General features: G+C 62.7%; 20 protein-coding genes. 10 read left to right on the top strand and 10 right to left on the bottom strand.

Annotated elements, in window-relative coordinates; all coding sequences use genetic code 11:
* Nucleotides 1-23: 23 nt before the first annotated feature.
* Both AOT87_RS13460 and AOT87_RS28385 read left to right on the top strand, forming a co-directional pair.
* Nucleotides 24-851, top strand: a complete 828-nt coding sequence (locus AOT87_RS13460) for a hypothetical protein (protein ID WP_057968251.1) — start codon at nt 24-26, stop codon at nt 849-851.
* 98 nt (nt 852-949) lie between these two features.
* Nucleotides 950-1117, top strand: a complete 168-nt coding sequence (locus tag AOT87_RS28385) for a hypothetical protein (protein WP_165589972.1) — start codon at nt 950-952, stop codon at nt 1115-1117.
* Here the strand turns inward: AOT87_RS28385 and AOT87_RS13465 are convergent.
* The 4 genes from AOT87_RS13465 to AOT87_RS13480 all read right to left on the bottom strand — a co-directional run bounded on the left by AOT87_RS13465 (nt 1114) and on the right by AOT87_RS13480 (nt 3047).
* Nucleotides 1114-1548, bottom strand: a complete 435-nt coding sequence (locus AOT87_RS13465; RefSeq protein ID WP_057969610.1) for a limonene-1,2-epoxide hydrolase family protein — start codon at nt 1546-1548, stop codon at nt 1114-1116. The two genes, AOT87_RS28385 and AOT87_RS13465, sit on opposite strands and share 4 nt — an antisense overlap.
* A 97-nt stretch (nt 1549-1645) precedes the next feature.
* Nucleotides 1646-2086, bottom strand: coding sequence for a limonene-1,2-epoxide hydrolase family protein (locus AOT87_RS13470; RefSeq protein WP_057969345.1), 441 nt, complete (start codon nt 2084-2086; stop codon nt 1646-1648).
* 24 nt (nt 2087-2110) lie between these two features.
* Nucleotides 2111-2551, bottom strand: coding sequence for a limonene-1,2-epoxide hydrolase family protein (locus AOT87_RS13475; protein ID WP_046254092.1), 441 nt, complete (start codon nt 2549-2551; stop codon nt 2111-2113).
* A gap of 52 nt (nt 2552-2603) precedes the next feature.
* The gene (locus tag AOT87_RS13480) at nt 2604-3047 is read right to left on the bottom strand and encodes a limonene-1,2-epoxide hydrolase family protein (protein ID WP_030093844.1); all 444 of its coding nucleotides are present in this window, start codon (nt 3045-3047) and stop codon (nt 2604-2606) included.
* Between the two features lie 41 nt (nt 3048-3088).
* Between AOT87_RS13480 and AOT87_RS13485 the strand changes: the two genes are divergently transcribed.
* From AOT87_RS13485 to recX, 4 genes are all read left to right on the top strand, one after another.
* On the top strand, nt 3089-4246 hold the full coding sequence (locus AOT87_RS13485; RefSeq protein WP_057969346.1) for a nucleotide disphospho-sugar-binding domain-containing protein: 1158 nt from the start codon (nt 3089-3091) through the stop codon (nt 4244-4246).
* A gap of 4 nt (nt 4247-4250) precedes the next feature.
* Nucleotides 4251-4445, top strand: a complete 195-nt coding sequence (locus tag AOT87_RS27865; RefSeq protein ID WP_030093842.1) for a DUF3046 domain-containing protein — start codon at nt 4251-4253, stop codon at nt 4443-4445.
* Between the two features lie 189 nt (nt 4446-4634).
* Complete coding sequence (gene recA / locus AOT87_RS13495; RefSeq protein WP_046255862.1) at nt 4635-5675, top strand: recombinase RecA; 1041 nt, start codon at nt 4635-4637, stop codon at nt 5673-5675.
* A complete protein-coding gene (gene recX, locus AOT87_RS27870; RefSeq protein ID WP_078322150.1) occupies nt 5641-6243 on the top strand; it encodes a recombination regulator RecX in 603 nt (200 codons plus the stop codon). The genes recA and recX overlap by 35 nt, the downstream gene beginning before the upstream one ends.
* Nucleotides 6244-6260: 17 nt before the next feature.
* Here recX and AOT87_RS13505 read toward each other — a convergent pair whose 3' ends face one another.
* Entirely contained in the window at nt 6261-6644 is a 384-nt protein-coding gene (locus tag AOT87_RS13505; RefSeq protein ID WP_046254088.1) for a hypothetical protein, read from the bottom strand.
* 94 nt (nt 6645-6738) lie between these two features.
* Entirely contained in the window at nt 6739-7257 is a 519-nt protein-coding gene (locus AOT87_RS13510) for a CGNR zinc finger domain-containing protein (protein WP_057969612.1), read from the bottom strand.
* 144 nt (nt 7258-7401) lie between these two features.
* Here AOT87_RS13510 and AOT87_RS13515 point away from each other — a divergent pair, with 144 nt between their 5' ends.
* The 3 genes from AOT87_RS13515 to AOT87_RS13525 are packed head-to-tail and all read left to right on the top strand — an operon-like array spanning nt 7402 to nt 9218.
* Nucleotides 7402-7863, top strand: coding sequence for a VOC family protein (locus AOT87_RS13515; protein ID WP_057968350.1), 462 nt, complete (start codon nt 7402-7404; stop codon nt 7861-7863).
* A 1-nt stretch (nt 7864) separates the two neighbouring features.
* Complete coding sequence (locus AOT87_RS13520) at nt 7865-8752, top strand: pyridoxamine 5'-phosphate oxidase family protein (RefSeq protein WP_057968349.1); 888 nt, start codon at nt 7865-7867, stop codon at nt 8750-8752.
* A gap of 13 nt (nt 8753-8765) precedes the next feature.
* Nucleotides 8766-9218 (top strand): nuclear transport factor 2 family protein, encoded by a 453-nt coding sequence (locus AOT87_RS13525; RefSeq protein WP_030093832.1) that lies wholly within the window; start codon nt 8766-8768, stop codon nt 9216-9218.
* On the opposite strand, the gene AOT87_RS13530 is transcribed toward AOT87_RS13525, so the two are convergent.
* Genes AOT87_RS13530 through gluA form a run of 4 tightly spaced genes read right to left on the bottom strand, consistent with a single transcriptional unit; the run spans nt 9219 to nt 12584 of the window.
* On the bottom strand, nt 9219-10160 hold the full coding sequence (locus tag AOT87_RS13530; protein WP_078313547.1) for an amino acid ABC transporter permease: 942 nt from the start codon (nt 10158-10160) through the stop codon (nt 9219-9221). It abuts the gene before it with no gap.
* Nucleotides 10157-10840, bottom strand: a complete 684-nt coding sequence (locus tag AOT87_RS13535) for an amino acid ABC transporter permease (protein WP_030093830.1) — start codon at nt 10838-10840, stop codon at nt 10157-10159. Before AOT87_RS13535 ends, AOT87_RS13530 begins: the two co-directional genes overlap by 4 nt.
* A complete protein-coding gene (locus AOT87_RS13540) occupies nt 10837-11856 on the bottom strand; it encodes a glutamate ABC transporter substrate-binding protein (protein WP_078322211.1) in 1020 nt (339 codons plus the stop codon). The genes AOT87_RS13535 and AOT87_RS13540 overlap by 4 nt, the downstream gene beginning before the upstream one ends.
* Nucleotides 11856-12584, bottom strand: coding sequence for a glutamate ABC transporter ATP-binding protein GluA (gene gluA, locus AOT87_RS13545; protein WP_030093828.1), 729 nt, complete (start codon nt 12582-12584; stop codon nt 11856-11858). Before gluA ends, AOT87_RS13540 begins: the two co-directional genes overlap by 1 nt.
* A 182-nt stretch (nt 12585-12766) precedes the next feature.
* Here gluA and AOT87_RS13550 point away from each other — a divergent pair, with 182 nt between their 5' ends.
* Nucleotides 12767-13237, top strand: a complete 471-nt coding sequence (locus tag AOT87_RS13550) for a hypothetical protein (protein ID WP_057968347.1) — start codon at nt 12767-12769, stop codon at nt 13235-13237.
* Nucleotides 13238-13260 lie beyond the last annotated feature (23 nt).

The following is a 13260-nucleotide window of genomic DNA, read 5'->3' on the forward strand; positions in this document are numbered from 1 at the left end:
GAATTTTCGGGCACAATGTGAACATGACCCCCCAGCCGCCCCGTCGCACCGCGGTGCAAGGAGGCTGGGAGCAGCTGCTGCGCCGTGTGGTCAACAACGTCAACGATCTGGGCGAGGAACTCGCCGCACGCATGCGGGTGATGTCTGACAAACGCGAGAAACTGCTGCGGAGGCGTCTACGAGCCAAGCGGTGGAGTATCCGCTGGGCGCTGGCCTGCGCGGCCGGGCTGCTTGTCACGACGGTGCTTGCGACTACCGGCGCACCCCCCTGGCTGCTGATCATCCCGGCGCTGCTCACCGCCGGTTGTGCGATTCCGGCCACGTATCTGTTTGTGCGGTATCGGTACCTCAAGGCTGAGCCGTTGCCGCCGCCGCGGCCCGGAGTGGAACGACGGCTGCCGCCAATAGGTTCGATGGCGCGTCCGCCCATGGCGGCGCTGGATGCCGCCGAGCGCTCGCTGTTCTCTCTTCTCGGAGTGGTGGAGCGCGGCAACATGATTCCCGACAGCGAGGGGCGGCAGATTCTTACTGCGGCCAATCAGGCTGCGTATGTGATGGCCGCGACCGCCAAGGAAGTGGTGTCCATGGAGCGCGCCGCTGTCGCGGCGCCACACACCCGTGAGTATCTGCAACCGACCATTAGTGCGTTCACTGCGCAACTCGACACTGGTGTGCGTCAATACAACGAGTTGGTCACCGCGGCAGCGCAGTTGGTGTCGGCCGGAAATGGCGGGGCGGTCCTCGCCTCGCCGATGTCACGCGGTCCGCTACTCGATGACCTGGTGTCGGCAACCGACCGGCTCACCGGGTGGGCGGGTGCCCTCGACGAACTCGGCCAGCTGTCAGGGTAATCCCCGATCTTTCCCTGATCTTCGCGATCCGGGGTTCCTCAGGTGCCGATCCGACTGCCAGGCTTGCTCTATCGCAGTCGAGAGAACGGTGGGTACCGGTGTTGTGGAAGATCATTGGCGTGCTGCTGAGCGTGTGGCTGGCGTTTCTGGTCGTGGGCGCCATCTTCAAGCTCGTGGTACCGATGCTGGTGGCCGGTGTGGTGATTCTCGGGGGTGTCATGCTGTACCGCGCGGTCACCGACGCGGACAAATCCCGGCTGCCCTAGAGCCGCGGACGTACAGACGGGAAAACTATCCCCAGCAGGCCCCTCAGGAAACCGAGAGTGACGTTGAGAACGTCGCCGTAGTCACGCCAGAGCGTGATCTTTCCATCATTCGAGTGCTCGGTGACTCCGACGACCCAGAAGCCGATGTGTAGCGGGCCCACGATGATCACGTCGGTGCGCTCGGTCATCACGGTGTTTCCGGTGGCGGTGATTCGGTGAATCTTGACGCCAAATCCTGCCCCGGGCCAGTTCACGGCGGATAACACGCGCAACACAGCCTTGCGCCCACGCACCGCGGGCAGGCCCACATTCTCCCATCGGACATCGTCGGCGAGGACGGACTCGAGCACTGCCAAATCGCCTAGACCGGCAGCGCTCCAAAGGGTTTCGACGGCGGCAGTGGGGTCGGTTCTTGCCAGAATGTCGGTCATCAGCCAACGCTAGCGAGCACCGTCGCGGGGGAGAAGGGGCGCGATCAGATATCGGGGTGTGGCCCCAGGTCCGGCCAGCGGATTCGTACGACGGTTTTCAGAACCGCGCCCGCAGCGACGGCACCACGATGCCGATGAGGCCCCGCAGGAAAGCGCGAGACACCGCCGCGAAGTCGAAGTAATCGCGCCACAGGGTGATGGTGCCGCGCTCGCTCACCTCGAAGACACCGCACACCCAGAACTGTGTGCGTAAGGGGCCGAAGCTGAGGGCGTCGTAGCGCTCGTTCATCACGGTGTATCCGTTGGTGGTGGTGCGCTGAACATCGACCTCGAAACCGAACGACGTGTTCTCCAGCGCCCCGAACAATCGAAGTACAGCCTGTTTGCCGTGGATGGTGGGGAGCCCGACATTCTGATAGACGATGTTCTCGTCCAGTACGTCTCGTGCGAAGTCGATGTCGTCGTTCTGTACGGCCTCGAGAAATCGGGTGACAATCGCTCCGGGGTCCAGTCTGGTGGGCGATCCCGCGGTAACCATGAGACTAATTTATGTTAGATAATCTCAGTGCGCCAGAGTCGGTCGCAGTGCGGGAATGGCGATGCCGAGCAGGCCGCGCGCGAAGCCGACCGTGATGTTCAGGACATCCGCGTAGTCGCGCCACAGAGCTATGGTGCCGCGCGGCGTCACTTCGAACACTCCGCAGACCCAGAATCCGACGTGCAGGCGACCGACGATGAGGACGTCGGTGCGCTCGGTCATCACCGTATTGCCGGTGGCGGTGATCCGGTGAATCTTCACATCGAAACCAACGCCGGGGAGGTTGAGCCCGGATAAGGCACGCATCACCGAAGACCGCCCGCGAATCGCAGGCAAGCCGACGTTTTCCCAGCTGACGTTCTCATCCAGGACGGTGTCGATGGACGCCAGATCGCCGAGCCGCATGGCGTCCCAGAGACCCTCGACGATCTCCGTTGGGTTGATGGTGGTGAGAGTGTCCGTCATGCGCCCGACGCTAGCGGCTGTCGAAGGCTTTGGATAGGGGGCTGAACCAGACTTAGAAGCGCGGCCGCAGGGCGGGGATGGCGATGCCGACAAGGCCGCGCACCGTGGCCTTGAACATGTCGAACATGTCGAAGTAGTCGCGCCACAGGGTGATCTTTCCGTCGTCCGACACCTCGAAGACTCCGCATACCCAGAACTGCAGACGAAGTGGTCCGATGACGATGGCGTCGTGGCGCTCGTTCATCACACTGTTCCCGTTGGTGGTGGTGCGGTGGATTTGTACTTCGAATCCGAACTGCGGCTTGGTGAGTGGTTCGAAGACCTTAAGAGTCGCGCGCCGGCCATAGATGGTGGGCAGACCTACGTTCTGATAGACGAGGTCCTCGGCCAGCACCGATCCCGCGAAGTCGATGTCCTCGGTTTGCAGGGATTCCAGGAATCGGGTGACGGTCTCGGCTGGAGTCAACGTGGAAGGAGCCAGCGTGGCGTCAGTCATGCGTTTCAACCTAGCCCGAATCGCTGTGGCAGGGTAGGGCGGTGCGTGTTGCCGTGGTCGCCGGTCCGGATCCCGGGCATGCCTTTCCCGCCATCGCGTTGTGCCTGAAATTCGCGGCGGCCGGGCACGACCCCGTGTTGTTGACGGGAACGCGCTGGCTCGATCAGGCCCGTGCCGCCGGACTCGAGTCGGTAGAGCTTCTGGGGCTGCAGCCCCGGGTTGCCGATGACGACGCAGACGCGGGCGCCAAGATCCATCAGCGGGCGGCCCATATGGCGTTGGCCAATCTCGATCAGTTGGGGCAACTGGCGCCGGATCTCATCGTATCCGATGTGATCACCGCCTGCGGAGGCATGGCCGGTGAGTTGCTCGGTGTGCCGTGGGTGGAACTCAACCCGCATCCGCTGTACCTGCCGTCAAAAGGATTGCCGCCATTGGGAAGTGGACTGGCTCCTGGTGAGGGCTTGCGTGGCAGGCTGCGTGACGGGTTGATGCGTCGGTTGACGCAAAGGTCGATCGATGAAGGCTTGCGGCAGCGCTCGCAGGCGCGGGTAGAGATCGGATTGCCCGCCCGCGACCCCGGACCCGTCCGACGGCTGATCGCGACATTGCCCGCGCTGGAAGTGCCGCGTCCCGATTGGCCGGATGAGGCGGTCCTGGTGGGCCCCCTGCATTGGGAGCCCACCGACGCTGCGCTGCAGCCGCCGTTGGGTACGGGACCGGTGGTGGTGATCGCACCGTCGACGGCCTTCACCGGAGCTGAAGGGATGTCCGAACTGGCGATACGGGCTTTGGATTCAGTGGGTGCGCGCGTGGTTGTGTCCGCGCTGGATCCGCCCGCGTCGGGCCTGCCTTCGTGGGCGATTGCCGGGCTGGCGCGTCAGGATCTTTTGCTCGCCTGTGCCGATTTGGCCATTTGCGGTGGGGGACACGGCTTTCTGAGCAAGGCATTGCTGGCCGGGGTGCCTGCGGTGGTTGTTCCTGGCGGCGGCGACCAGTGGGAGTTGGCGAATCGTGTTGTGCGGCAAGGTAGTGCTGAGCTGGTGCGACCGCTGACCTGCGAGGCTATGGCGGCGGCGATCGGCAAGGTGCTGGGTGAGCAGCGCTACACCGAGGCAGCACGCCGGGCTGCTGCCGGTGCCGCGGACGTCACAGATCCGGTACGGGTGTGCCAGGACGTGGTGGCGGCCCTAAGGTGACCGTGTGCGTCTGACGGAGTTTCATGAGCTTGTCACCGGTCGATTCGGTCGGGTCTACGGCTCGTCGGTACTGGTCGACCATGTGTTGACCGCCCTCGGTGGACGGACGGCGTCGCAGGCAGTCGAAGACGGGGTGGAGCCGCGGGATGTGTGGCGGGCGCTATGTGCCGATTTCGATGTCCCACGCGATCAGTGGTGATGACTCGATGACACGCCGCATCGGCGCGCCTGCTTGATTCGAACAGATGTTCGCCTTACTCTGATTGCAGTCGAAGAGACGATCCGTGCAGGTAGATCGCTTGTCGGTGGGGTCGGTTAGCGTCCACCTCAACCGATCGGCAACCGAATCGGACCGATCTTCGAACACCGAGACGAAATGGAGAACACCATGGCGCAGGCACCGGATCGCGAGAAGGCGCTTGAACTCGCGCTCGCACAAATCGACAAGAGCTTCGGTAAGGGCTCGGTCATGCGGCTGGGTGACGAGGTGCGTCAGCCCATCTCCGTGATCCCGACCGGATCCATCGCGCTGGATGTGGCGCTTGGTATCGGTGGCCTGCCTCGTGGCCGCGTGGTCGAGATCTATGGACCGGAATCCTCGGGTAAGACCACCGTCGCGCTGCACGCGGTCGCCAACGCGCAAGCCGCCGGCGGTATCGCTGCGTTCATCGACGCCGAGCATGCGCTCGACCCCGAATACGCCAAGAAGCTCGGTGTCGATACCGACTCGCTGCTCGTCTCTCAGCCGGATACCGGTGAGCAGGCTCTGGAAATCGCCGACATGCTGGTGCGTTCCGGCGCCATCTCTCTTATCGTGATCGACTCGGTGGCGGCTTTGGTGCCTCGTGCCGAAATCGAGGGTGAGATGGGTGACAGCCATGTCGGTCTGCAGGCTCGTCTGATGAGCCAGGCCCTGCGCAAGATGACCGGTGCACTCAACAACTCGGGTACCACCGCGATCTTCATCAACCAGCTCCGCGAGAAGATCGGTGTGATGTTTGGTTCGCCCGAAACCACCACCGGTGGTAAGGCTTTGAAGTTCTACTCGTCGGTGCGTCTTGATGTGCGCCGTATCGAGACCCTCAAGGACGGCACCGATGCGGTGGGTAACCGCACTCGCGTCAAGGTGGTCAAGAACAAGGTGTCGCCGCCGTTCAAGCAGGCCGAGTTCGACATCCTCTACGGCAAGGGCATCTCCAAGGAGGGGTCGCTCATCGACATGGGCGTGGAGCAGGGCTTCATCCGCAAGTCCGGTTCCTGGTTCACCTACGAGGGTGAGCAGTTGGGTCAGGGCAAGGAAAATGCCCGCAACTTCCTGTTGGAGAACGTCGATGTCGCCAACGAGATCGAGAAGAAGATCAAGGAAAAGCTTGGTATCGGAGCGGTGCTGACCGATGACGAAGTCGTCCCGGCCCCAGTCGATTTCTGATTCTCCTTCCAGGGAATCCCTAGACGAACTGCGAGCCCGGGTCGCGTCGGTACCCGAAGCCCCGACGCGTGAACCGGTTGACTCGCGGGACGAGCAGGCGTGGTCATACTGCCTTCGCCTGTTGACAAGTCGCGCGCGTACCCGCGCCGAGTTGACCGAAAGGCTCACTCGGCGCGGGTACCCCGATGAGGTTTCCACGCGAATCATGCAACGGTTGGCGACCGCCGGCCTGATCAATGACGCCGACTTTGCCACTCAATGGGTGCAGTCCCGGCATACCTACGCAGGAAAAGGCAAGCGCGCCTTGGCCGCGGAGCTTCGGACCAAGGGAGTGTCGGCCGAGAATGCGGCCGCGGCCCTTGCGCAGATCGACGGGGACGCCGAGCGGTCACGTGCGGCACAGCTTGTCGCCAAAAAACTCCGGTCAGAAAATCTCGACGACGGGGGTATCAAAGCCGCGCGGCGATTGGTCGCCATGCTCGCGCGCCGCGGATACGGCCAATCCATGGCCTATGACGTGGTGAAGAACGCCCTTGCTTCCGAACAAGACCGACGCGACGTCGGGTAGTGGCGCGCGCAGACTGCTTATAGACCGAATGGACGTGCCGGGGCCTCGGGCGGTGGGTTGCCTTCGTCCGGCGCGTTGGATCTCATGCTCATCGACGCTTCGGCCGACGGTGACTGCACGCCCGGCAGGCACGGGACCTGGCGGGAGATCGTCTTGAATGGCCCGATCTCGGTGTCTTCATTGAGCATGGGGAGCGGACCACAATTCCCCTTGAAGTGCGCGTCCATGGTGAACGGAGTCGGGTTCACGCAGGTGAGATTCATTCCAACCGGTGTCGCGACCTGCAGGCAATCGAAGTTCAACGGAGCTCCGTAGGCCACCGGCGCACCCGTGAGTGCAGCCCCTGCGCACGCCGCTCCGAAAACGGCGGACACGCCAACGGCCAATACGATGTTTCGCATGAGGGTTATGGTAACGAAGTGATACCTGTTACGTAATACTCCGATTGTGATAGTTGAGTAAGAATCGGTCCTGTGATGCAGCTGTGAAGGCTATTTAGGTGTTCTTGGCGTAATGCCGTGCGGCCTTCGCCCTGTTTCCGCAGGTCGCCATGGAATGCCATCGGCGCGCGCCGTTCTTGGATGTGTCATAGAAGAACAGAACGCAGTGTGGGTGAGCGCATTGCTTGATCCGATCGGAGGAGTCGGATAGCAGGGTCAATAGGTTGTCGGCCGCCAGCCAACCCGGAAGCCAATGCGATTCGGGCACCTCGGCGGTGTTTACCGGCCCGTCGGGGGTCAGTGAGCGGCGGATCGCGCCGTGGGAGAGCACCGCGTTGATCTCGTCGCCCTGATCATCCTTCACCGCGCGATAAATGGCGTCGCGCGCAAAGAGCAACGCCTCCTGGGTCTTCTCGTTGGCGGTGCATCGATCATGAAGATTGTTGGTACGCAGCCAGATTCGTACGCCGTCAAGCGTGCTGAGCAGATCCTGCAGTCCGTCGCCGCTCATCCACCGGGTGTTCAACAGGTCCAGTGCGAGCGGTTCGCCGAGATGGGGACGTGGATCGGACATGGCCTGAGGCTAGCCGCCTCCTCTCTGGGGGAGTGTGTTGCATGAATTCTAACCGATAAAACTTGATAGGTGGTTGACACTGGGGATGCTTCGCGCTTACGGTCTAACCGGTAACAGAATTTTATTGGTTAGAGAGGATCTCTTATGGGCACTGTCATCGCGCCTCGTGTGGCCACCGGTCATATCGGATTGAACGTCAGTGATCTGGAGCGGTCGGTCGCGTTCTATCGGCAGGCGTTCGGATTCGAGCAACTTGCGGCCAACGAGGACGGCGCACAGCGGTTCGCCTTCCTCGGATTTGATGACGGACCCGTGCTCACCCTCTGGGAGCAAAGCGACGGGGAATTCTCGGCGGCCACACCGGGCTTGCACCATTTGTCGTTCCAAGTGGATTCGGTGCAGCAGGTGCGTGAGGTGGAGGCGGTCTTGAAGGAACTGTCGACGATTTTCGTGCATGAGGGCGTGGTGGCGCACCAGGAGGGCGCATCCTCGGGTGGAATCTTCTTCACCGACCCCGATGGGATTCGTCTCGAGGTATTCGCGTCGGCGGGCGTCGAGCAGCATGGGGCGCCAGCCGGCGACGCGCCGACATGCGGATTCTTCTGAGATGACGTACCACTTCGGCGAGCTTGCCGTACAGCGCCGAATGGGGCAGTCCGACAGCGCTATTAGAGTCGGGCGGATCATTTCGGCGCAGATACCGGAGCTTGCGGCGGCCTTTCTGGCCGCCCAGCCCCTGGTCTTCGTGTCGGCACGCGATGACGCTGGCCGGATGTGGGCGAGCCAGATCGTCGGGCCACCGGGTTTCGCGCATGCCACCGATGCCCAGACCATCGCGATTGACGGTGTGCCGGACCCCGACGACCCGCTGGCCGAGCCACTGCAATCGGAGCGCAAGATCGGCATGATCGCGTTGCAGCCGCAGCGCCGACGCCGGATGCGTGTGAACGGCACCGCCGTGCCGTCAGGGCGGGGTCTTATCGTCACCACTGATCAGGTGTATTCGAACTGCCCCAAGTACATCGCGCGACGCGATGTACTTGGGATCGGCTCGGCACTGCCCGGAGAGCCGCGCCACGCGACTGCCCTGAACGACGAACAGCAGCAACTGATCTCTGCAACGGATACCTTCATCATCGGCACCGCCGATAAGGAAGGCAATGCCGACGCGTCACACCGTGGGGGCAATTCAGGGTTCCTGCGGGTGCTCTCACCACAGGAGCTGCGGTGGCCCGATTACCTCGGCAACTCCATGTTCATGACGCTGGGGAACCTGCACGTCGATCCCCGGTGCGGTCTGCTGATACCGAACTGGCGCAACGGATCAACCCTGCAGCTCACGGGAACCGCACGCCTCAACTGGGATGAGAGCACCTTCGCCCCCGGTGCGCAGTGCTCCGTCGACTTCACCATCGACGAGGCCATCGAGACCGTCAACGCCAGCCCCTTACGGTGGGGTGAAGCCGATCCCTCGCCCGCCAACCCACCTCTCTGACAAAGAAAGACACATCATGCGTCCACCGCTGCCGCCGTTCGACATCGAATCTGCCCACCAGAAAGTCAGGGCCGCCGAGAATGCCTGGAACACACGTGATCCCGAGATCGTCGCCACCGCCTACACCGAAGATTCGGTATGGCGAAACCGCGACGAGTTCATTACCGGACACGCTGAAATCGTCGCCTTCCTGACCCGCAAATGGGCCAGGGAGAACGGGTACGCGCTGCGCAAGGAGCTGTGGGGATTCCGGGAGAACCGGATGGCGGTGCGCTTTCAATACGAATGGCACGACGAGGCCGGGCAGTGGTGGCGCAGCTACGGCAACGAGTTATGGGAGTTCACCGCCGAAGGGCTGATGTCACGGCGAGAGGCCAGCATCAACGACACCCCGATCGCCGAGACGGAACGCCGCATCTTCGGTCCGCGCCCGGCCGGTGACGAGTCGCCACTGCCGATCCGGTAGTTACTCCCCGTAATCCCGGCGTAGATCCTGATGAGCGGGATCCACGCCGCGGGTCTCCAACAGGTCCTTGGTGACCAATCCCGGCTCGGGCTGTGCGTGCGGAACCTCTAAGAGACTCTTCTTCTTTCGGCCTTCACGCAGCTGCCGCTCGATGTTGGTGGCCAGCGACGAGAGTGCGAAGTTGATGATGATCATGATGATCGCCACCACGACGAGCGCCGGCAGATAGTTTCCGTAGTACGACGCCGACCGGATGCCCGACCGCACCACCTCGATGTAACCGAAGGCATAGCCCAGCGCGGAGTCTTTGAGCGCGATGACCATCTGAGAGATCAATGCGGGCAGCATTGCCGCGATCGATTGGGGGAGCAGGATCAGTCGCATCATCTGCGACTTGCGCATGCCCAGCGCCACCGCGGCCTCGGACTGCCCCTTGGGAAGCGATTGAATGCCCGAGCGCAGGATCTCGGCGATGACCGAGCCGTTGTAGAGGGACAGTCCCGTCACCACGGCAGCGAACGCCAGGTATTCGGACGGGAACACTGCCTGCTGCCCGTACAGGTAGTACGAGAACACCATCAGAATGAGCACGGGGATCGCCCGGAAGAACTCGACGAGGGCGCTGGAAATCCAGCGCACCGTCCGGTGCTCGGAGAGCCGGCCGATGCCGAGCACCGCGCCGAGGACCAGCGCGAAGATGATCGACAGCGCCGCCGCGCTGATGGTGCCCACCAGGCCGGGCAGGATGTAGGTCGTCCACGTGTCGGGCTGCAGGAAGGGCGACCACTTTTCGGCGGTCAGCTGCTCATTGGCGATAAGTGTCCAGATCACCCACGCGCCGACGGCGACCACCAGCGCGGTGAACACGACGGCGATGATCCGATTGACCGCCCTGGCCTTTGGGCCGGGCGCGTCGTACATGACGGTGGCGCTGCCGGTCATCGCTTCACCGCCAATCGCTTCGCGAAGTATCCGAAGGTCAGTCCGATCGTCAACGTGATCACCATGTATCCCGCCGCGATGATGAGGAAGATCCAGACGATCTGATCGGCGAACAGCTCGATCTCCGACCGCATCAGCAGGGCCGCCTCGGCCACCCCGATCGCCGAGGCGATCGAGGTGTTCTTCACCAGCGCGATCAGCACGCTGCCCATGGGGGCCAGGACCGACCGCATGGCCTGCGGTAACACGATGAGCGTCAAGACCTTCCAGAACGGCAATCCGAGGGACCGGGCTGCCTCGGCCTGGCCCAACGGAACGGTGTTGAAGCCGGAGCGCAGCGTCTCGCATACGAAAGTTGCCGTGTACAAAGAGAAGCCGAGAACAGACAGCCAGAAGTTGTTGTTCCTGATGAAGTTGGAGTTCTCGGGCGCCAGCGCGATGCCGAGGTTCTGGTATAGCCCCACCGAACAGAACAAGATGATCAGGGTCAGCGGGGTATTGCGGACCAGGTTGACGTACCAGGTGCCGAAGATTCGCATGATCGGCACCGGTGAGACCCGGCATTCGGCCAGCAGTGTGCCCCACACCAGGGCGCCTATCGCAGAAAAGAATGTCAGCTTGAGCGTCGTCCAGAACGCCGGCCATAGCTGCGGCCCCATGTTCGCCCACAGCGCGTTCATGCGGCCTCACACGCCTTGTCGGCGACGGGCTTCACACCGGTGATCTTCTCGACCGCAGCCGGTGAGGGATCGGGCCGCAGCGCGTAGGTGCCGCCGGTGGCGCGCTTCTCCCAATCATCGATAGTGCTGTCGCCGAGAGCTTCCCGCAGATCGGCATCCCAGGTTCCGCTGGCGATCATCTTGTCGAGTGCGCGGTCGATGGCCTCGATGGCTGCGGTATCGCCCTTGGCCAGACCGATCCCGTACACCTCCCTGGAGAACGGGTCACCGTTTTTCTTCTGTTTCTTGGGTTTCCCGATGCACAACGGCTTGCTCAGCTCGTAGTTCATCTGAATCAGCTTGAACTCACCCTCGTACCGCTTGGCGTACCCGGCCAGGATGGTCTCGTCGGTGGTGAGTGCATCGACCTTGCCCCGCCGCAGTGCTTCTACGCACGAGGAGTACGAATCGAACTCCTGCAGCTGTGTGCCGGTCAGCAGATTCTTGACGTTCTGTGCGGGCGTCGATCCGGACACCGAACACAGCTTCTTGCCCCGGTTGAGGTCATCCAATGTGGTCAGCGAGTCATCGGCCTTGCGTACCAGGAGCCCTTGGTAGGTAATGAGATAGGGGCCCGCGAACGACACCTTCTGCGCGCGGCTGTAGTTGATCGAGTAACTCCCCGCGATCATGTCCACCGTGCCGTTGTCGATGAGCTGCTCGCGCTGCGCCGACGGCGTCTCATACCAGCGGATGGCCGGGTGCTTGACACCGAGTTCGTCGGCGATGGCGTTGACGACGTACTCGGAGATCTTGACGTCGAATCCGCTCATCTTTTTGTCGGGGTGCTGCAAGCCCACCCCGGGCTGATCGAATTTCGTACCGAGGACGACGGTTCCGCCCCGGATCGATCCAAGCAGCTGACGTGGCTCGGTACTGCCGCAGGAACTGACGAGGGCGGTCACCAAGGCAACTGCCGCCACCAGCGCGATGTGCCGTCGCATCAGTGCTTGAGCTTCTTCGCGTAAGCGGCCGATCAATGGCCGAGGATCTTTCCGAGGAAGTCCTTGGCGCGTTCGGACTTGGGATTGGTGAAGAAGCTTTCCGGGTCCGTGTCTTCGACGATGGCACCGTCGGCCATGAAGATGATGCGGTCTGCGGCCTTACGGGCGAATCCCATCTCATGGGTCACCACCAGCATGGTCATGCCCTCTTTGGCCAGCGACACCATGACATCGAGAACCTCGTTGACCATCTCGGGGTCCAGCGCGGAGGTGGGCTCATCGAACAGCATGACCTTGGGGCCCATGGCCAGCGATCTGGCGATCGCGACGCGTTGCTGCTGCCCGCCGGACAGTTGTGCGGGGTACTTGTCCTTCTGACTGGCGATGCCCACGCGTTCCAGCAGCTCGATGGCGTGCTTGCGCGCGGATTCCTTGTCCTTCTTGCGCACCTTCATGGGCGCGAGCGTCACGTTGTCGAGAATTGTCTTGTGTGAGAAGAGGTTGAAGGACTGGAAGACCATCCCTACCTCCGCGCGCAGGTTGGCCAGCGCGCGTCCCTCTTCGGGAAGGGCCTTGCCGTCGATTCGGATGGTGCCGGTGTCGATGGGTTCGAGGCGATTGATGGTGCGACACAAGGTCGACTTGCCCGAGCCGGAAGGCCCGAGGATGACAACGACCTGACCGCGTGGGATTTCCAGGGTGATGTCCTTGAGGACGTGCAAGTCGCCGAAGTGCTTGTCGACATGCTCAAGGGAGATCATCGGGATGCTTGTTGCGGGGGCGTTTTCCCCGCTCGTTGAGGTGTCGGTGCTCACCGGCATGGTCAGACAATACGGGTTCCCCACACTTTTGCAGCGTGGAACGCCGGGGTCCGCGAATAGGACGGTCCGCGATCCGGCACCTCGCCTGACCGACGTCAGCAAACATCTGCAATACTGGGGCCATGTGGACGCGACGGCGGTCTTCCGTCGAAGGCCCGCGAATCAAGGCGTCCGCAAGAGTCCTCGCATCTGTTCTGTTCATAGCGTCTTTTCCGGTCGCGGTGATCAACGGGGCAACGACCTGGGGCTGGATCGCGGCGAGTTTCGGGCTGGTCTGCGGATTATTTCTGCTGCCCAGCTCGCTAATGCGTTTGGTCACGCCATCGAGGCAGGTGACCGTCGATGCGGGGCGGCATCTGCGCGACAGCGAGATTCTCGAGCGGCCCCGGCCGCGGCGAGATATCTCCTTCGCGGTCGTCGCCGCGCTGATCGTGATGGTCGTCGTGCTCGGTGTTCTCGAAGCATTCGCCGCGCCCGGGCACCCGGAGTCGTGGATATGGGCCGGCTGGTGGATGTGGATAGGTGTGAACGCCGTCTGCAGCATCGACGATTGGTGGCAGGGCTGGCATGTTCCGGAGCGCGGGGTGCGATGACGCCGCGGTGGCGGAACCGCCGC

The organism is Mycobacteroides sp. H003 (assembly GCF_001440135.1).
In the GTDB taxonomy this organism is placed as follows: domain Bacteria; phylum Actinomycetota; class Actinomycetes; order Mycobacteriales; family Mycobacteriaceae; genus Mycobacterium; species Mycobacterium gwanakae.